Source organism: Mesorhizobium sp. L103C131B0, from assembly GCF_000502275.1.
In the GTDB taxonomy this organism is placed as follows: Bacteria; Pseudomonadota; Alphaproteobacteria; order Rhizobiales; family Rhizobiaceae; genus Mesorhizobium.
This window is the reverse complement of record NZ_AYXC01000013.1, coordinates 106,850-123,704: the sequence shown is the minus strand read 5'-3', so window position 1 is coordinate 123,704 and position 16,855 is coordinate 106,850. Positions and strand designations below refer to the sequence as shown.

At 63.9% G+C, this 16,855-nt stretch carries 20 protein-coding genes and 1 pseudogene; 9 read left to right on the top strand and 12 right to left on the bottom strand.

Features of this window, described 5'->3' with window-relative positions:
• Window positions 1-11: 11 nt before the first annotated feature.
• The 8 genes and pseudogenes from X730_RS144425 to hemC form a co-directional block, all read right to left on the bottom strand.
• Window positions 12-647: an outer membrane lipoprotein carrier protein LolA gene (locus X730_RS144425; protein WP_023698393.1), complete on the bottom strand. Its 636-nt coding sequence runs from the start codon at window positions 645-647 to the stop codon at window positions 12-14.
• Window positions 648-703: 56 nt separating this feature from the next.
• Entirely contained in the window at window positions 704-967 is a 264-nt protein-coding gene (locus X730_RS1000000166460) for a YMGG-like glycine zipper-containing protein (RefSeq protein WP_023670477.1), read from the bottom strand.
• Window positions 968-1,154: 187 nt separating this feature from the next.
• Window positions 1,155-1,869, bottom strand: a pseudogene (locus tag X730_RS01000000164645) (glutamine amidotransferase).
• Between the two features lie 14 nt (window positions 1,870-1,883).
• Window positions 1,884-2,363: a TerB family tellurite resistance protein gene (locus X730_RS144430; protein ID WP_023687738.1), complete on the bottom strand. Its 480-nt coding sequence runs from the start codon at window positions 2,361-2,363 to the stop codon at window positions 1,884-1,886.
• 76 nt (window positions 2,364-2,439) lie between these two features.
• Window positions 2,440-4,041 carry a heme biosynthesis protein HemY gene (locus X730_RS144435; RefSeq protein ID WP_023826901.1) on the bottom strand — a complete coding sequence of 534 codons (1,602 nt, stop codon included), beginning with the start codon at window positions 4,039-4,041 and terminating at the stop codon, window positions 2,440-2,442.
• 18 nt (window positions 4,042-4,059) lie between these two features.
• Entirely contained in the window at window positions 4,060-5,541 is a 1,482-nt protein-coding gene (locus X730_RS09250; RefSeq protein ID WP_023826900.1) for a COG4223 family protein, read from the bottom strand.
• A gap of 112 nt (window positions 5,542-5,653) precedes the next feature.
• Window positions 5,654-6,367 (bottom strand): uroporphyrinogen-III synthase, encoded by a 714-nt coding sequence (locus X730_RS144440; RefSeq protein WP_023826899.1) that lies wholly within the window; start codon window positions 6,365-6,367, stop codon window positions 5,654-5,656.
• A 1-nt stretch (window position 6,368) separates the two neighbouring features.
• On the bottom strand, window positions 6,369-7,292 hold the full coding sequence (gene hemC, locus X730_RS144445; protein WP_023747363.1) for a hydroxymethylbilane synthase: 924 nt from the start codon (window positions 7,290-7,292) through the stop codon (window positions 6,369-6,371).
• Window positions 7,293-7,412: 120 nt separating this feature from the next.
• On the opposite strand from hemC, the gene tsaD reads away from it, so the two are divergent.
• The 6 genes from tsaD to X730_RS144475 all read left to right on the top strand — a co-directional run bounded on the left by tsaD (window position 7,413) and on the right by X730_RS144475 (window position 11,523).
• On the top strand, window positions 7,413-8,498 hold the full coding sequence (tsaD, locus tag X730_RS144450; RefSeq protein WP_196814835.1) for a tRNA (adenosine(37)-N6)-threonylcarbamoyltransferase complex transferase subunit TsaD: 1,086 nt from the start codon (window positions 7,413-7,415) through the stop codon (window positions 8,496-8,498).
• The gene (locus X730_RS144455; protein ID WP_023826898.1) at window positions 8,495-9,511 is read left to right on the top strand and encodes an NAD(P)H-dependent glycerol-3-phosphate dehydrogenase; all 1,017 of its coding nucleotides are present in this window, start codon (window positions 8,495-8,497) and stop codon (window positions 9,509-9,511) included. Before tsaD ends, X730_RS144455 begins: the two co-directional genes overlap by 4 nt.
• Before the next feature lie 24 nt (window positions 9,512-9,535).
• Window positions 9,536-9,832: a YciI-like protein gene (locus X730_RS144460; protein WP_023687732.1), complete on the top strand. Its 297-nt coding sequence runs from the start codon at window positions 9,536-9,538 to the stop codon at window positions 9,830-9,832.
• Window positions 9,833-9,919: 87 nt separating this feature from the next.
• The gene (locus tag X730_RS144465; protein ID WP_023826897.1) at window positions 9,920-10,345 is read left to right on the top strand and encodes an EVE domain-containing protein; all 426 of its coding nucleotides are present in this window, start codon (window positions 9,920-9,922) and stop codon (window positions 10,343-10,345) included.
• Entirely contained in the window at window positions 10,300-10,998 is a 699-nt protein-coding gene (locus X730_RS144470; RefSeq protein WP_023826896.1) for a methyltransferase, read from the top strand. Before X730_RS144465 ends, X730_RS144470 begins: the two co-directional genes overlap by 46 nt.
• A gap of 105 nt (window positions 10,999-11,103) precedes the next feature.
• Window positions 11,104-11,523 (top strand): DUF1761 domain-containing protein, encoded by a 420-nt coding sequence (locus tag X730_RS144475; protein ID WP_023698384.1) that lies wholly within the window; start codon window positions 11,104-11,106, stop codon window positions 11,521-11,523.
• 15 nt (window positions 11,524-11,538) lie between these two features.
• Here X730_RS144475 and gcvA read toward each other — a convergent pair whose 3' ends face one another.
• Entirely contained in the window at window positions 11,539-12,459 is a 921-nt protein-coding gene (gene gcvA, locus X730_RS144480) for a transcriptional regulator GcvA (RefSeq protein ID WP_023670490.1), read from the bottom strand.
• Between the two features lie 135 nt (window positions 12,460-12,594).
• Here gcvA and X730_RS144485 point away from each other — a divergent pair, with 135 nt between their 5' ends.
• Window positions 12,595-12,834, top strand: a complete 240-nt coding sequence (locus X730_RS144485) for a hypothetical protein (protein ID WP_023670491.1) — start codon at window positions 12,595-12,597, stop codon at window positions 12,832-12,834.
• A gap of 71 nt (window positions 12,835-12,905) precedes the next feature.
• Here the strand turns inward: X730_RS144485 and X730_RS144490 are convergent, their stop codons facing one another.
• On the bottom strand, window positions 12,906-13,442 hold the full coding sequence (locus tag X730_RS144490; RefSeq protein ID WP_196813612.1) for a L,D-transpeptidase: 537 nt from the start codon (window positions 13,440-13,442) through the stop codon (window positions 12,906-12,908).
• 145 nt (window positions 13,443-13,587) lie between these two features.
• On the opposite strand from X730_RS144490, the gene X730_RS144495 reads away from it, so the two are divergent.
• Together X730_RS144495 and X730_RS144500 are read left to right on the top strand one after the other, a co-directional pair.
• A complete protein-coding gene (locus tag X730_RS144495; RefSeq protein WP_023670493.1) occupies window positions 13,588-14,271 on the top strand; it encodes a response regulator transcription factor in 684 nt (227 codons plus the stop codon).
• A gap of 177 nt (window positions 14,272-14,448) precedes the next feature.
• Window positions 14,449-14,904, top strand: a complete 456-nt coding sequence (locus X730_RS144500) for a cyclic nucleotide-binding domain-containing protein (RefSeq protein WP_023730228.1) — start codon at window positions 14,449-14,451, stop codon at window positions 14,902-14,904.
• Window positions 14,905-15,068: 164 nt separating this feature from the next.
• On the opposite strand, the gene xth is transcribed toward X730_RS144500, so the two are convergent.
• On the bottom strand, window positions 15,069-15,875 hold the full coding sequence (xth, locus tag X730_RS144505) for an exodeoxyribonuclease III (RefSeq protein WP_023670495.1): 807 nt from the start codon (window positions 15,873-15,875) through the stop codon (window positions 15,069-15,071).
• 196 nt (window positions 15,876-16,071) lie between these two features.
• Window positions 16,072-16,752, bottom strand: coding sequence for an outer membrane lipoprotein carrier protein LolA (locus tag X730_RS144510; RefSeq protein ID WP_023670496.1), 681 nt, complete (start codon window positions 16,750-16,752; stop codon window positions 16,072-16,074).
• Window positions 16,753-16,855 lie beyond the last annotated feature (103 nt).

Genomic DNA, 16,855 nt, shown 5'->3' with positions numbered 1-16,855 from the left:
GGCGCTGCCGACTATTTCGTTTTGGTGTTGAATTCACGGTTTGCGGCATAGTCGATAGTGAAGGTGCCCGCAGGAGCGCGAACGCCCTGCTTCACGTTGGATATGGTGACTGTCGAGGTAAGGCCCCTCTCGTCAGTCAGGGTCCATCTGCGTAGATCGAGCGATTCCCTGTCAAACACCATAGTGATATTCGAATTGCCGAAGGCCGACTTGTCGGCCAGCCTGATGATCACCTGGGCGCCATCGTCCCTGATACTTTTGAGGCGATTGCCGGAAAAGTTGACCTGATTGTCGAGGAGCAGCTTGAGCGGCGTCTTCGAGAGAGCATAAAGCCGCGATGTCTTGAGCTTCTTGTTATAGACCACCAAGGATTTTCCATCTGCAATTACGCTGACCCCTGATTGGCCTGCATAGTTGAACCGGATCTTGCCCGGCCGCTGGAGGAAAAATTTCCCTTTGGTCCTTTCCGCTCTTGGGCCCGACTGGACAAAGTCCCCGGACATGGACTTTACCGATGAGAAGTGATCGGCAATCGTCTTCGCTTCTACAGGTGCGGCCAAGGCCGCGGTCGAAAGTTCGGCGTTTATCGCGACAGCGCTGACAACGGCTAACCAGAAAGCCAGCAGTCTTTTGCTGTTATATGCCATTCAGTTATCCTACCCCGAGCAGGCGCGTGATCGAAAGAGATCACGCGCCTTTGAGATCAGTAGCCGTCCGGGCACTGAGCAACGTAAACTCGACCGTTCCGACCGCGATATCTGCACTGGCCGGCTTCGCTGGCGTGCCCGATGACCGCCCCGGCCAGCGCTCCGACCGCACCGCCAACAACCGCCCCTTTTACCGGGTCGCCGGCCACTGCTGCGCCTACAGCTGCACCACCCAAACCACCGACGGCAGCGCCTTGTTCGGTGCGGGAGCATGCCGCGAGCGGAATGAGTAGGCTTAAAATGAGCAGCGTCTTCTTCATTGGTTCTCTCCTGGGGCCGTTATTAGCCGAAGCTTAAATGCGCCACGGAGTTTTTCGATCCATCGGAGTGTTTGGGGCGCAATCCAAATCTGCGGGAACGGGCTAAGGTCCCGGATCCATCGTACACGCCTCCCATAGGTAAGTCGTCTTTGGGCAAGCTCGGCCGTTCAGAGTAGTTGGATTTGCTCTATCCCTCAGTAGGCTTGCCGAAGATCAGGCTCAAAAATTCGCTCAGCCAGCGCTTGAGGTGCATATCCCAGATCAGCCGGCCGCCGAGATGGTCGCGGCCGGGCTGCGCGCCGGGCAATTCGAAACGGTGCGCGCCGCGCACCACCCAGCGCTGCATCATCAACCGGGTCAGTTCGCCATGGAACTGGATGCCCCAGGCATTGTCGCCATAGCGAAAAGCCTGGTTGGGGTAGGTTTCCGCCGTCGCCAGCAGCGTCGCATCCCTGGGCAGCGAAAAGCCTTCGCGGTGAAACTGGTAGACCATGTCGGGCCAAGGCAGCAGCTTCTTGCCGGCTTCGGTCGGCTTCAGCGGATACCAGCCGATCTNCCAGCCCCTCGCCATGCCCCTCGACCTTGCCGCCGAGATGATTGGCCAGCATCTGCGCGCCAAGGCAGATGCCGAGGAAGGGCCGGTTCTCCTTTAGCGGAACATTGAGCCAGTTGGTCTCGCGGCGGACGAACTCATCTTCGTCATTGGCGCTCATCGGCCCGCCGAACACCACGGCGCCGGCGTGTCCCTCCAGCGTCTCCGGCAGGCTGTCGCCGAGAGGCGGCCGGCGGATGTCGAGGTCGAAACCTTCCTCGAGCAGCATGTGGCCAACCCGGCCGGGGCTCGAAGTCTCCTGATGCAGCACGATCAGGACTTTTGGTTTCGAGCTCGGTCTGGGCGGCATGGAAAGGCGGAATCCTATTCGTCGCTCGACGTTCCGCTGGCGTCGGGCGCGGCGGCCGCCGCCTTGCGGCGCGCCTCGACGCGATCCTGGCGCTCGACGCCGATCAGTTCGGCAACGCGCCAGACGGTGTTGTCCTCCAGTTCATGCAGTTCGCCGTCGGCATAGACGATTTCCCACATCAGGCCGATGAAAGCCTTGCGCGCCTCGGCGTCGAGATGGCGCTTCAAGACGCTGGTGAAGGCATAGAGGTCGATCGCCTCATTGTCGGCGCGCTCGCCGGCGGCAGCCAGTGCATCGAGCTCGTCGCCGCTGATCGAATAGCTCTGCGCCAGCACCTGCTTGAACCGCTCCCACTCGACATCCTGGCGCACGCCGTCGGCATTCATCACATGATAGAGCAAAGCCGACGCCGCAACGCGCGGATCGTCCGCATTGGCGCGAGCCCCAGCCCCGGAGGGCAGGTCTTTCAGAAAGGCCAGGACGCGTTCGAACATGGTGCTCACTTCACATTATTGGAGCATGATCTTTTCCAAAAACCGGTATCCACTTTTTGGGATCATGCTTCAGGGATCAAAACAGGCGGAAGCGGCGCGGTGACTTCTCCGCTTCGTCATCGGGGTCGACGCCGGGGTCGTCGGGCAGCCGCGCCAGTTCCTCGGCAGGTTCGACGGGTTCGGCGTCGTTTGGTATTGCGGCGAAAGCGGCGGCGGTGACCGGCGTGACCTGGTCATCGCCCACAGCGGGCTTCGGCTCGATCGGCGCCTCGCTGCTCGTCCTGGCGATGGCCGGATGATCGATCACTTCGGCTTCCTTTGCCGGTTTGGCAGGTGCCGCAAGCACCGGCACATCGGCTTCGTCTTCATGGCTGTCGATGAGCTGGCCCAGCCGCTCCATCGGCGCGCGCCAGGCGAAAGCATCGAGCTTGCCGCTGACCGGCGATACCGGCGCCCAGCGTTCGGAGACGACGCCGTCGGCGACCCAGGCCGGATCGCGCGGCGCCCTGACCGCCTTGGACAGCAATTGCCTGATCTTGCCCTGGTCGCCGGTCTCTGCCTCCTCGATATCGGCCAGCAGCAGGTAAGCGCCTTCCCGGCGATCCATGCGGATCGCGGCTTCCGCCTCGCGGCGGGCGGTGGAAAAATCCTGCGCATCGAGCGCGGCGCGCGCCACCGTCATCGACGATTCGGCATTGTTGCGCTTCAGCTCCTGCAGCTTCTTCGCCCGGTTGAGACGATCGACCACGGCATCTCCCGGCCTTGCATGGGTGTAGAGCTCGGCGATCTCGGGATGCGGCTCCGCCTTCCAGGCTGCCTCAAGGATCTTCGAGCCTTTGCGCACATCGTTCTGTTTGAACAGAAGATTGGCGGCTGCAACCGCGGCCGGCGCGAAATCGGGCGCGAGCTTGTTTGCCTCGAGTGCCGCTGCCTTGGCTGCATTGGGGTCGCTGTCGGTCAGCGCCTGCGCCTTGGCGGTCAACAGCACAGCGCGGCGGCGATTGGCGGCGTCGCGTTCGATCTGCCTGGTCGACTTCTGCGCCTCCACCAGCTTCAGCGCGCCGTCCCAGTCGCCGCGCCCGGTCAGATCTTCCAGCGTCGATTCGGCGGCCCAAGCCAGTTGCGGTGCGACGGAAGCGGCGCGGCCGGCATAGTGACGCGCCGCGTTGCGGTCGCCGAGCCGTTCGGCTTCGAGATAGAGCCCGCGCAGGCCAAGCAGCCGCATTTCGGGGTCGTCGAGCATGGCCTCGAATTTTTCGCGCGCGCCCTCATGGTCGCCTTCGAGCAGCGAGGCTTGCGCTTCGAGCAGCTGGATCAGCGGCTCCTGGTCGGAGCGGATCAGTTTGGCGGCTTCCTTGGACATCTTGCGGGCCAGCGCGCCGTCGCCGGCGCCGGCTGCGATCATGCCGGTCGACAGCGCCTGATAGCCACGGTCGCGGCGGCGCACGCGGAAATAGCGCGAGATCGTGTACGGGCTGTTCCACAGCGACTTGATCAGCCACCAGACGATCATCACCGCTGCGACGACGGCAACGATCGCCACCGCCGCCACCATCAGGCTGACCTGGTATTGGTAACCGTTGAAGGTGACGACCATCTCGCCGGGACGATCGGCCAGCCAGGCAAAGCCGAGGCCGAGCGCGAAGACGGCGGCGAGAAAGATGAGAATGCGGATCATCGTGTCGTCCTCATGCCTTCATCGCACCTGCATCAGCGCGTCGACCTGCGTCTCGACGTCGATGCGCGCCTTCAGTTTGCCGGCAAAGTCGGCGCCAGCAGCCTTGACCGCATCCGGCAGCGTCGCGTATTCGCTGAGCGCCTTGGCGTAGTCGCCCTGATTGACCGCCACTTCGATGCGCGCCACGGTTTCCGGCGCGCCGGCGCCTTCGACGCCGCCGATCGGCCGGACCTTGACCAGCGATTCGGCGCTCGACAAAAGGTTCTGGAAGAAGCCGGCATTTTCATCGACCGGCGTCGCCGCCGCGACCATCGCATTGGCCGCGGCGTCGGCCTCGCCGGCGATCTCGGTGCGGGTCGGGACGCCCTTTTCAGCGTAGGGGCGCAGCGCTGCAATCTGCGGTGCATCGGGCGAGATCGCCGCGAAGGTCTCCAACTCGGCGGCGAACGGCGCGCCGCGGTCAAGCGCCGCCTTCAAGGCCGAAGCGGCGATGGCCATCGCGATCTTTGGCTGCGAGGCCTGCGCATCGACCTTGCCGGCGAGCTGCGTCACCGACTGCTCCAGCGCGGCGATCTTGCCTTCCTGCGTCTTGGCTGCCTCACCGGCCGATTTCACCAGTGCGTCGAGGCCCGCCAGTCTTTCATTGAGCGGCGCGAGATCGACGGGCGCTGCACCACCGGCCTGGCCAAGGGCGGCGACCGCGGTCTCGATCTGCTTGACCTTGTCGCCAAGCGAGGCAAGCCCGGCATTGTCGCCGGCGCCGCCCCTTTCGACCGCCGATTTCAGCGATGCGACATCGGCCTTGACCTGATCCAGCGCCGAAGACAGCCCGTCGACCTTGGCCGTTGCGGCGCCATTGCCGCTGGCTTCCCTGAGGTCGGCGATTTCGCGCTTCAGCGAAGCGATCTCGCCATTGACGCCGTCGAGCGAGACCGTGCCCGCCCCTGAGCCCGGAGCGCCAAGCACGCCGGCAAACTGCAGCCCGCTGGCGGCAGCCAGCGCGATGACACCGCCGATGATGCCGGCGGCAATGCCGCTCGTGCGCTTCGGTTGCGCGGCCATGGGCTGGTTCCCGGCTGTCCTTGGGGTTTCCTTGGGTGCACCCGGCTTGGGCGAGGCATCCTCGAAACTGTAGTCGGAGGTTCTGGCGCGCGGTGGCGCATCCGAAGCGGTGGGGTAAGGCTGCTCCGCCTGGGTGGACGCCTTGGCATCGGCGCTTTCGGGAGCGGCCTGCGCCGCGGCGTCGGAGTGCTCCCACGGCTCGAGATCGGCTTGATCGGCATGAACGGGCTCGTCAGGCGTCTCCGGCTGCGCATTGGCCATGGCAGCGGCATCCTCGGCCGCAACCGACCCTGCCGGGGCCTCGACGTCGTCCGAGTTGGCGACATCCGTCTTGGCGGCATCCGCATCGGCAATGCGCGAGACAGCGCCGGGTTCGAGTTCGATGGTCACCGGCTCGCGGTGGCTTTTCGAATGTCGCATCTTCGGCGTCTTGACCATGCCTGGGCTCCGCAATCCTGCTTCGTCTGGGCGCCCGACGGCGCGTGATGGTTTGAAAAATGGTCTAGCACATCATCATCAGGTGAAAAGGGGCGGCGTGATGACACGGCGCTCAGTCGCCGCGGTGCAACAGCTCAAGCAGCGCCTCCTCCTGCGGTTCCCGCGCAATGCGTATTTTTTTGCCGGCGGCATTGTCAAACGCCGCTGCCACGCGCTCGGAGAGCGCAAAAGCCTGCATGTTTTCAAAGAGATCGCGCAGTTCCGCCCGGCTGGCCAAGGCCTGCAACGCTGCCGCCGCCTTGGCTGAATAGAGCAGCACCGCGTCGACCGCCTGATCGGACAGGCGTGTACGGATTTCAGCATCGGAATAATCGAGCGAAATCGTGTCGTAGGTTTCGACGGTGCGGACCTCGACGCCGGCATTTCGCAGCCGCGCCTCGAATGCCGGAAACCGCACGCGCCCTGTGAGATAGACGACCGCCTTGCCGGAAAGGCCGGCAGCAATCGCCTCGGCCAGCCGCTCGGCGTCGCCCGCCCCTTCGCTGACCGACAAGAACCCTGCCGAACGTGCCGCTTCAGCCGTCCTGCGTCCGACGGCATGGCAAGGCAAGGCGGCGAGCGCACGAATGAGTTCTTTCGGCGCATGCCGCACGGCATTGGCGCTAGTCACAGCGACGGCCACGGCATCGTCGCTCGCAGCATCGGCGCCAACCGGCAGTGTCACCGTTTCGGTCAGCGGCAGAAGGAGCGGCTCAAATCCCAATTCCTGCAGCCGCCGCATGGTTCGCGACGCCCCGGGTTGCGGCCGCGTCACCAGGACACGCATATCAGACCCAGCCGTCGAAGAAGGTTTCGCCCGCTTTGACCCGCACCATCCTAGCTGCGTCCGTGCCGATGTCAGCGGCATCCAGCGCCAAGCCTTCGGCTTTGACCTCATGCGATTGCGTGCCATCGGGCGAAATGATCAGCCCGGCGAAAACCAGCCTGCCGCCCGAGATCGTCGCATAGCCGGCGATCGGCGTGCGGCAGGAGCCGTCGAGCGCCGCCAGGAAGGCGCGCTCACAGGCCAGCGCCTGGCCTGTCGGCACATCATGGATGGCCACCAGCATCTTTTCGACCTCGCTGTCGCCGATGCGGGTTTCGATGCCGATTGCGCCTTGTCCCGGCGCCGGCGGAAAGGCATCGAGCGGCATCAGATCGGTGACGACATGGCCGAGCCCGAGCCGCTTCAGCCCGGCATAGGCGAGGATCGTGCCTTCGGCGACGCCTTCCTCCAGCTTGCGCAGCCTGGTCTGCACATTGCCGCGGAACATGACCACGTCTAGGTCCGGCCGCATGCGCCGGATCAGCGCCTGGCGCCTGAGCGAAGACGACCCGACCTTGGCGCCTTGCGGCAAATCAACAATGCGCTTCACCGCCTTGCCGATGAAGGCGTCCCGCGCATCCTCGCGCGGCAGGAAGGCGGACAGCTCCAGCCCGACCGGCAGCACTGTCGGCATGTCCTTGGAGGAATGCACGGCGATATCGATCGTGCCGGCCAGCAGCGCGTCTTCGATTTCCTTGGTGAACAGCCCCTTGCCGCCGGCTTCCGACAGCGGCCGGTCCTGGATGCGGTCGCCGCTGGTCGAAATGACGACGACCTCGAAGGCTTCTGCCGGCATGCCATGCGCTTCCATCAGCCGCGCCTGCGTCTCATGCGCCTGGGCGAGCGCCAGCGGGCTGCCGCGTGTTCCTATTTTCAAAGTTTGCATGGCGCGCGGTCCGTGATAACCCCCGGCTGGCTTTGCGTTTCCGGCGCTCTCCCTAGCGAGGCCCGCCTCTACTAACTAGGAAAGTCCGGCGACACAATCTCTGGAGACAGCGACGAATTGATCCGCGTTCTGGGCATTGAGACGAGTTGCGACGAGACCGCCGCCAGCGTGGTGACGCTGGACGGCGATTCCGTGCCGGTGATTGCGTCCAACATCGTGCTCAGCCAGATCGAGGAGCACGCCGCCTTCGGCGGCGTCGTGCCGGAGATCGCCGCGCGTGCCCATGTCGAGGCGCTGGACGGCATTGTCGAGGCCGCTCTTGCGGATTCGGGCGTAGCCCTGGCCGACATCGACGCCATTGCCGCCACTGCCGGCCCCGGCCTAGTCGGCGGGCTGATCGTCGGCCTGATGACAGCCAAGGCGATTGCAGCGGCCGCCGGCAAGCCGCTGATCGCCATCAACCATCTCGAAGGCCACGCACTGACCGCAAGGCTGACCGACGGGCTCGATTTTCCCTATCTGCTGCTGCTGGTCTCCGGTGGCCACACCCAGATCGTCGCCGTGCGCGACGTCGGCGACTACCAACGCTGGGCGACGACCATCGACGACGCGCTCGGCGAAGCTTTCGACAAGACGGCCAAAATGCTCGGCCTGCCCTATCCCGGCGGCCCGAATGTCGAAAAGGCGGCAATCTCGGGCGATGCGACGCGATTTGCCTTTCCACGGCCGATGAAAGGATCTGCGCAGCCCGATTTCTCCTTCTCCGGCCTCAAGACCGCGGTGCGCCAGGCGGCGACCGCCATCCAGCCGCTAAGCGAGCAGGATGTCGCCGACATCTGCGCCTCGTTCCAGGCGGCGGTAGCCGACTCACTTGGCGACCGCGTGGCCCGCGCGCTGGCCCGCTTCCGCGACGAATTTCCGGACAAGGCCGAGCCGGCGCTGGTCGTTGCCGGTGGAGTCGCCGCCAACAGAGCGATCAAGGCGACGCTGCAGAAGCAGTGCGCCGAGGCCGGCTTCGCCTTTGTCGCGCCGCCGCTCAAACTGTGCACCGACAATGCGGCGATGATCGCCTGGGCCGGCATCGAGCGGTTGCGGGCAGGCCTGTCGCAAGAGAACGGCTTCGATTTCGTGCCGCGTTCGCGCTGGCCGCTGGACAGCATTTCGGCCCCGATGGTCGGCTCTGGCCGGCGCGGAGCGAAAGCATGAGCGCCAGCAAGACAAGCGGCAGGGACAGAACCGGCTGGCGCGTCGCCGTGCTTGGCGGCGGCGCCTGGGGCACGGCGCTGGCGCTGGCGATGCTGCGCGCCGGTCACGATGTCCGGCTCTACGCCCGCGACGAAGAGACGGTTTCCGCGATCCGCCGCGGCGAGAACCCGCGTTATCTCCCCGGCATCGCCATTGAAACAGGCATTGCGGCGACGAGCGATATCGGCACGGCCCTGACCGATGCCGATTGCGCGCTGGCCGTGGCGCCGGCGCAGGCGCTGCGCGCCATGCTGACGACGGCGAAGCCCCATATGCCGAAAGGCATCCCGCTCGTTCTCTGCGCCAAGGGCATCGAGCGCGACACCGGCGCGCTGCTGTCGGCGATCGTTGGTGACATTCTGCCCGAAACTCCGGTTTCGGCCTTGTCCGGTCCGAGCTTTGCCGCCGACGTCGCCAGGGGTCTGCCGACCGCTGTCGTGGTTGCTGCACGCGACGACGCCTTGGCGGCCGAGCTTGCCGCGCGCTTTTCGGCGCAGAATCTGCGCTGCTATTCCAGCGACGATTTGATCGGCGTCGAGATCGGCGGCGCTTTGAAGAATGTCTTCGCCATTGCCGCTGGCGCCGTCACCGGCGCCGGGCTCGGCGCCAGCGCGCAGGCCGCCATGGTGACGCGCGGCTTCGTCGAACTGCGCCGCATCGGCGCGTCCTTCGGCGCCAAGCCGGAGACGCTGATGGGGCTTTCCGGCCTCGGCGACCTTTTGCTCACCTGCTCTTCCGCCCAGTCGCGCAATTTCGCCTATGGGCTGGCGCTGGGGCAAGGTAAGCCCTTGTCGGGACTGCCACTCGCCGAAGGCGTGCCGACGGCGGCGATCGCCGCCCGCATCGCCACCGAGCGCGACATCGACGCGCCGATCATCGCTGCGGTGTCGGCGATACTGGACGGCACGATCACCATTCGGCAGGCTGTGTCCGCGCTGATGACGCGACCCCTGAAAACCGAAACCGACCTCTGATCCCCAAACAAACCGGAGTTTAACATGCTGTTTGCGTTGATTTGCAAGGACAAGCCGGGCAGCCTGCAGGTGCGGGTCGATACGCGGCCGGTCCACGTCGCCTTTCTCGAACGCCTGAACGCCGACAACAAACTGGCCTTTGCCGGCCCGTTCCTCGACGCCGAGGGCAAGCCCAATGGCAGCCTCGTCGTCGTGGAAGCGCCCGACCTCGCCGGTGCGCAGGCGCTGTCGGCTGCCGACCCCTACGCCAAGGCCGGGCTGTTCGAAAGTGTCGAAATCCGCCAGTGGAACTGGACCTTCAACAAGCCGGCGGCTAGTTAGTTCCGGCGGCGCCTAGAGCGATCCCAGGAAAAGTGTGTAACGGTTTTCCGTCCGGAATTGCGCAAAAATAGTAGTTGGAGCAAAGACATGAACTACTGGCTGTTCAAATCCGAACCTTCGGTCTTCTCCTTCGAGGCGCTGAAGGCCAAGGGCAAGGCCGGCACGCAGTGGGACGGCGTGCGCAACTATGCAGCGCGCAACAACATGAAGGCGATGCAGATCGGCGATCTCGGCTTCTTCTATCACTCCAATGAGGGGCTGAACGTCGTCGGCATTGCCGAGGTCTGCGCGCTTGCCCATCAGGATACCAGCACCGACGATCCGCGCTGGGAATGCGTCGACATCCGAGCCTTCAAGGATGTGCCGAACCCGCCGACGCTGGAACAGGTCAAGGCCAATCCGAAACTCGCCGAGATGGCTCTGGTGCGGCTTGGACGGCTTTCCGTACAGCCGGTGACGCCGGCCGAATGGAAGGAAGTCTGCCGCATGGGCGGCCTGACGCCGGCTCCGTGACGGCCCTCACGCCGAACAGCGCGAAAAAGTTCATTCTCGACAACACGGCGCTTATGTCGCCGCCGCATGTGCCGGAGATTGTCCTCAATCTTGCCGACGAAGCGCATGACCTCTGGCAGCGCACGGAGAACGAGCTGATCGAAATCGGCCTGCCGCCGCCGTTCTGGGCCTTTGCCTGGGCCGGCGGTCAGGGCCTTGCCCGTTACGTGCTGGACAATTCGTCGGATGTGCGGGGCAAACGCGTGCTCGACTTCGCCTCCGGCTCCGGCCTTGTCGCCGTCGCCGCCGCCAAGGCGGGTGCGGCGCACGTGATCGCCGCCGACATCGACCCGTTCTGCGAAACGGCGATCCGCCTCAACGCAAAGGCCAATGGCGTTGCCATCGACTTTTGCGGCACGGACTGCATCGGCACCGACGCCGGCTGGGACGTGGTGCTGGCCGGCGACGTCTTCTACGACAAATCCTTCGCCGACACGCTGATGCCGTGGTTTTCGACACTGAAGGCGCGCGGCGCTGACATCCTCGTCGGCGATCCGGGCCGCTCCTACATGCCGAAGGCGGGACTGGAGCCGCTCGCAGTCTACGAAGTGGCGGTGACGCGGGCGCTGGAGGACGCCCTGGTCAAGCGCACCACGGTGTGGCGCTTCGCTTGACGGCATTGCCGAACAGGCGTTCCATCGCGCATTGATTTGAAGAATACGGATGTCGTTATCCCAGAACCGTCAGGCTTTGGGCTGCATGCTTGAGGGGAGGACTTTATGGATTTTTCAGTGGTGAACTGGCTGGCGGTGGTTGTCGCGGCCGTCGCGGCGTGGCTGTTTGGCGCCGTCTGGTACACGGCCCTCAGCAAGCCTTGGATGAGGGCGGCCAGGATCGATCCGTCAACGTCAAAGAAATCGATATTGCCCTTCATCATCTCCTTCATCGCCGAGCTGATCATGGCGCTGGTCTTAGCCTTGGTCGTCGGCGCGATGACCGGCGGCGAGCCGGTCCTTGTCGCAGGGCTGGTCTTCGGCTTCGTCCTCTGGCTGGGTTTCGTCGCCACGACGCTGACGGCCAACCATCGCTATGAGAATTTCGGCTGGGACCTGACCCTGATCGACGGCGGCCACTGGCTCGGCGTGCTGTTGATCATCGGCGCGGTGATCGGCTGGTTCGGGACGCCGGTCGCCGGCTGAGGCCTGCAGAAGTCGTCAGGTCTGCGTCCTGGCGACTTCGTCGAGGATCCATTCACGGAAAGCGATGATGCGCGGATCGTTGGCAGTGCTCTCGGGATAGACCAGGAAGTAGCCGAACTCCGGCCCCACGCGCAGACCGAGTTCAAAGGGCTGCACCAGCCTTCCCTGGGAAAGGTCGTTTGCCACCATGGCGAACTCGGCGAGCGCCACGGCATTGCCGTCGAGCGCCGCCTGCACGGCATCGGTAGAGGTTCCAAACACGATAGTCCGGCTGTCGTCGAAATCGTTGATGCCGGCCGCGGCCATCCACATGCGCCAGTTCGGCCATGTCACGCCTTGGCGCGACCATTCGATATGGGCAAGCGTGTGGTTGAAGAGGTCGCGCGGTTCGCGCAGCGGCGGGCCGGAGGTCAGCAGGCTCGGGCTGCACACCGGAATGAGGATGTTGTCGAACAGGCGATGGGCGCGAAGCCCCGGATACTTGCCAACCCCGAACCGGATGCCGACATCGACATCGTCGAGTTCGAAATCGCGCACTTCGTAGCCGATGTCGAACCTCAGTTCGATATTGGGCTGAAGTTTGCGAAAATCATCGACGCGCCGCATCAGCCATTTTGACGCGAACTGCGCGTCGAGCGTTACCTTCAGCAATGCCGTGCCGCGCGTCAGCTTGCGCGCCCGCGACACCGCCCGGTTGAGCAGGTCGAGCGCATCGATCGAGGCCTCGAACAGCACCGTACCTGCCTCGGTCAACCGGATGGTACGACTGGTTCGCGTGAACAGCACCAGCCCGAGCTGATCCTCGATTTCCTTGATCTGGTGGCTGACCGCCGCCGGCGTCAGCCCGAGCTCGTCGGCAGCGCGGGTGAAATTGAGGTGGCGGGCGGCGGCTTCCAGAGTCCTCAGCGCGCGCGTTCCGGGCAACAGACGGGACATCAACGTATCCTCAAATAAAACTTCACGATCCGAAAAGAACTACTCGTTTCTCTCATGGATTTCAATGCGGCATGATGCATCCATCGAAACACCATCAAGCCGGATTTGATATCCGGCGGAACACGGGAGCGCATCATGTCCATCTTCGTTTTGAACTCGCCAGCAGCTCGCTCGAACTGGTTGCATGCCGTAACGGACTGGCTTCGCCAGGCGAAAGTCGCCATCAACCTGCCGCGCCAGGACGTGGAGGATCTGTCGGATCGCCAGTTGCGCGACGTCGGCGCGCAGCGCAAGGACGTGACGCGGGCCGTGGACCGGGAACTCGGCCGGCTTGGATTGCTGGACACTGGGTGGCAGAAGCCGAGAAGGCGTTAGGCAATGGTGAGTAGTGAGTAGTGAAGGATTGAAACGGCGCCGACACCAGCCTACTCCCTACTCCCTACTCCCTACCTCACCACCCTCACCACCGTCCGGTCCGACACCAGCGGCAACAGCCGCGCCATTGTCCGCGCTGTCACCGCCACGCAGCCTTGCGTCGGTGTGAAGCCTGGGCGCGCCAGATGGAAGAAGATGGCGCTGCCGCGGCCGCGCCGGCGCGGCGCCATGTTCCAGTCGAGCACCAGGCAGGCGTCATAGAGGCGGTCGTCGCGCCGCATTCGCTCATGGCTGGCGCCATAGGGGATTTTCACCGGCCGGTTGTAGTTGCGGTCGTCCGGCACCTCGCACCAGCCGAGATCGGCGCCGATCGGCGCCATCGCCAGCCGGGTTTTGCGGCCGGCCGCGAAATGATCGCCCCGAAAATATCCTGACAAAATCCGCATCTCGCCAAGCGGCGTCGCACCGTCGCCTTCGCGCTTGTTGGCTGAGATGCCGCCGCGTCCGAGCGCGCAGGCAAACACCTTGCTGCCGGCCTGCAATATCCCCTGGCTGGGGTTGCCCGGCCTCGCCCGAACCACCAGCACACGCAGCCCTTTCGGCAAAATTGCGCCGGCTGCATTGCGATCGCGTTTTTTCTTGTATGATCGTGTCACGGAACAAATCACTGTGATCGGACTGTTGCGCCGGTCAGCTTCCGCATAAATGGGGGGCGGTCAACTGAAAATTCTTTTCAAAACAATGGATTGATCCATGACATCACGTACCATTCTGATCGTTGACGACGATGACGACCTGCGCGGAACCCTCGTCGAGCAACTGGCCCTTTACGAAGAATTCGACGTCTTGCAGGAAGCGACCGCCGCCAAAGGCGTCGCCGCGGCGCGCGGCGGGCTCATCGACCTGCTCATCATGGACGTCGGGCTGCCCGACATGGATGGCCGCGAGGCGGTGAAGATCCTGCGCAAGGGCGGCTACAAGGCGCCGATCATCATGCTGACCGGCCACGATACCGATTCCGACACAATTCTGGGCCTCGAGGCCGGCGCCAACGACTATGTCACCAAGCCGTTCCGCTTCGCCGTGCTGCTCGCCCGCATACGCGCACAACTGCGCCAGCACGAGCAGAGCGAAGACGCCACCTTTTCGGTCGGGCCCTACACGTTCAAGCCCAGCCAGAAGCTTCTGATCGACCAGCGCGGCGGCAAGGTGCGGCTGACCGAGAAGGAAGCCTCGATCATCAAATATCTCTATCGAGCCGACCAGAAGGTGGTGACGCGCGACGTCCTGCTCGAGGAAGTGTGGGGCTACAATTCCGGCGTCACAACGCACACGCTCGAAACTCACGTCTACCGGCTGCGCCAGAAGATCGAGCGCGATCCTTCCAATGCTGAAATTCTTGTGACAGAAAGCGGCGGCTACAAGCTGGTTCCTTAAACTTTTCATTGTTCAATAAGCGGTCGGGGCGGGACTGTTTCGGGGAGGATCCGGCTGGGGGAGCCTGGATCGGCCCGCTGCGCAGATTGAAGTGTTAGAGCGTCCTTTGCGCGTTCAATTGGACACGCGGCGCTCTAAGGGAGGGATTGGACTGACCGTTCGGGGACGCAGCTAGAGATGGCGCTGGATGACGACATCCGCATCCTGTCCGCCGTGAAGCTCTTTGAGGGTTTCACGCAGGAACAGCTGCGCCTGCTCGCCTTCGGCGCCGAAGCCACCCATCTGCAGGCCGACCGCAAGCTGTACCGCGAGGATGACGAAGCCGACTCGGCCTATATCGTGGTCAGTGGCCGCATCGTGCTCTACCGGGAGCAGGATGGCGACCGCATCCCGATCGGCACCGCCGGCCCCGGCACGATCCTCAGCGAACTGGCGCTGATCGCCGACTCAAGACGGCTGACCAGCGCCTCGGCCGAGACCGATTCGGAAGTGATAAGGTTGAGCCGCAAGATGTTTCGCCGCATCCTGGAGGAATATCCCGAGGTGGCGGTGAAACTGCACCAGCGCATCCTCGATGATTTCCAGGCCATGATCGCCCGCATCGAGAAGCTGGCGCCAAGGTTTGGCGGGTAGGTCCCCGCGACCGCGCTCACGCTTGGGTGTGTCGAGATTCAGGTCAGGCCGAGTCGAAAATGGCTGATACCGAGAACCGGAGCGGAGCGTACTCAAAGTACGCGAGCACCGGAAGCGCAGGTATCGGCCATTTGCAGGCCGGCCTCACCTGAATATCGGCCCGCCTAATCCAGGTCGAACCGCGCAATCACCGGCACATGGTCCGAGGGCCGCTCCCAGCCACGCGCCTCTCGCAGGATCTCATAGCCGGCAAAGCTCGGCACCAGGTTCGGTGACGACCAGACATGGTCGAGCCGGCGGCCGCGGTTCGAGGCTTCCCAGTCCCGCGCGCGATAGCTCCACCAGGTGTAGAGCTTCTGCTCTGGCGGCACGTCGAGCCGCATCAGGTCGACCCAGTCGCCGGCGATCCGCATCGCGTCGAAATTTTGCGTCTCGACCGGCGTGTGGCTGACGACGTTGAGCAATTGCTTGTGCGACCAGACATCGTGCTCCTGCGGAGCGATGTTGAGGTCGCCGACCAGGATCGAGGCCGACACCTCGTCATGCGCGGCGCGGATGGCGTTCATCTCGGCAACGAAATCGAGCTTGTGGCGGAACTTGCGGTTGATCTCCGGATCGGGCTCGTCGCCGCCGGCCGGCACGTAGAAATTGTGGACCAGGATTGCCTTGCCGCCGGCCTGCACCTTGACCGACAGATGCCGGCTGTCATCGATCTCGCAGAAGCGCCGTTTCTCGACAATCTCGATCGGCCGCCGCGCCACCGTCGCAACGCCGTGATAGCCCTTCTGGCCATGGAATGCGATGTGCTCGTAGCCGGCCTTGCGGAACGCCTTTTCCGGAAACAGCTCGTCGGGAACCTTCGTCTCCTGCAGGCAAAGCACATCGGGCGCCTGCTCCGTCAGCAGCCGCTCGACGATCGGCATGCGCAGGCGCACGGAGTTGATGTTCCAGGTGGCGATGGAGAAGGGCATGCGGCGGTCCGAACAAGGTCGCCGATCTACTGCCAGCCTAGCGCCACAAACACAAGCCAGCCTTTGCGGGCGGCGGCTCTGATTCAGATCAGGCCGAGTCGAATGGCGGTCTCCGAGAACCGGAGCGGAGCGTACTTAAACCACGTGAGCACCGGAAGCGCAGGAGATCGCCATTGGCAGGCCGGCCTCACCGCATCTAGCGCTGGTTGGTGTTCAGCTCGCGGTTCGCCGCATAGTCGATGGCAAAGGTGTCCGCAGGGAAGCTGACGCCTTCCTTGGTGTTGTAGATCATCACCGTGGTGTCCTTGCCCTGCGCGTCGGTGATGGTCCACTGGCGCAGATCATAGGATTTCGGATCGAACATCATGGTGATCTTCGAATTGCCGAACACCGACTTGTCGGCAAGCTGGATGGTGGTGAGGTCGCTTTCTTCCTTGATCGATTTCACGCGGCCCCCCGAGAGGTCGATCTTGGTGTCGAGCAACAGCTTCAGCGGCGTCTTCGACAACGGATAGAGATCGGACGTTTTCAGCCGCTTGTTGAGGATGACCACCGACTTGCCGTCGGAAATCACCCGGAAATTGGACTTGCCGTCATAGTTGAAGCGAATCTTGCCTGGCCGCTCAAGGAAGAACTTGCCGCCGGTCTGCTGGTTGTTGGGGCCGAACTGGACGAACTCGCCGCTCATCGATTTGACCGAGGAGAAATGGTCGGCGATCTTTTGCGCCGTCGGCGGCACCGCCGCCTGCGCCGAGGCCAGGAGCTGGAACCCCGGCACGACGTTGATGGCCGCGGCGCCGGCAAGCATCAGGCCAAGGCCGAGCAACTGGCGACGGTTTGGAGCGAAATCGCTGATCGCGGAAAGATCGTTTTTCATGCCGGTCACTCTCGTGTGGTGTGTGTCTCGTTGCAGTCCGTGGACCCCCAGTTAGACTTAAGTTTGGCGGGCCGGACAGCGCTCAGTCGCTGTAACGCGCCAA

Coding starts and splice junctions, on each gene's coding strand:
- X730_RS144485 (WP_023670491.1), top strand. CDS start 12,595: ATGTCCATCTTCGTTTTGAACTCGCCAGCAGCTCGCTCGAACTGGTTG.
- X730_RS144460 (WP_023687732.1), top strand. CDS start 9,536: ATGCTGTTTGCGTTGATTTGCAAGGACAAGCCGGGCAGCCTGCAGGTG.
- hemC (WP_023747363.1), bottom strand. CDS start 7,292: ATGCAAACTTTGAAAATAGGAACACGCGGCAGCCCGCTGGCGCTCGCC.
- X730_RS144455 (WP_023826898.1), top strand. CDS start 8,495: ATGAGCGCCAGCAAGACAAGCGGCAGGGACAGAACCGGCTGGCGCGTC.
- X730_RS144510 (WP_023670496.1), bottom strand. CDS start 16,752: ATGAAAAACGATCTTTCCGCGATCAGCGATTTCGCTCCAAACCGTCGC.
- X730_RS144475 (WP_023698384.1), top strand. CDS start 11,104: ATGGATTTTTCAGTGGTGAACTGGCTGGCGGTGGTTGTCGCGGCCGTC.
- X730_RS144430 (WP_023687738.1), bottom strand. CDS start 2,363: ATGTTCGAACGCGTCCTGGCCTTTCTGAAAGACCTGCCCTCCGGGGCT.
- X730_RS144495 (WP_023670493.1), top strand. CDS start 13,588: ATGACATCACGTACCATTCTGATCGTTGACGACGATGACGACCTGCGC.
- X730_RS09250 (WP_023826900.1), bottom strand. CDS start 5,541: ATGGTCAAGACGCCGAAGATGCGACATTCGAAAAGCCACCGCGAGCCG.
- X730_RS144470 (WP_023826896.1), top strand. CDS start 10,300: ATGGAAGGAAGTCTGCCGCATGGGCGGCCTGACGCCGGCTCCGTGACG.
- X730_RS144435 (WP_023826901.1), bottom strand. CDS start 4,041: ATGATCCGCATTCTCATCTTTCTCGCCGCCGTCTTCGCGCTCGGCCTC.
- xth (WP_023670495.1), bottom strand. CDS start 15,875: ATGCCCTTCTCCATCGCCACCTGGAACATCAACTCCGTGCGCCTGCGC.
- X730_RS144425 (WP_023698393.1), bottom strand. CDS start 647: ATGGCATATAACAGCAAAAGACTGCTGGCTTTCTGGTTAGCCGTTGTC.
- gcvA (WP_023670490.1), bottom strand. CDS start 12,459: ATGTCCCGTCTGTTGCCCGGAACGCGCGCGCTGAGGACTCTGGAAGCC.
- X730_RS144440 (WP_023826899.1), bottom strand. CDS start 6,367: ATGCGTGTCCTGGTGACGCGGCCGCAACCCGGGGCGTCGCGAACCATG.
- X730_RS1000000166460 (WP_023670477.1), bottom strand. CDS start 967: ATGAAGAAGACGCTGCTCATTTTAAGCCTACTCATTCCGCTCGCGGCA.
- X730_RS144465 (WP_023826897.1), top strand. CDS start 9,920: ATGAACTACTGGCTGTTCAAATCCGAACCTTCGGTCTTCTCCTTCGAG.
- X730_RS144500 (WP_023730228.1), top strand. CDS start 14,449: ATGGCGCTGGATGACGACATCCGCATCCTGTCCGCCGTGAAGCTCTTT.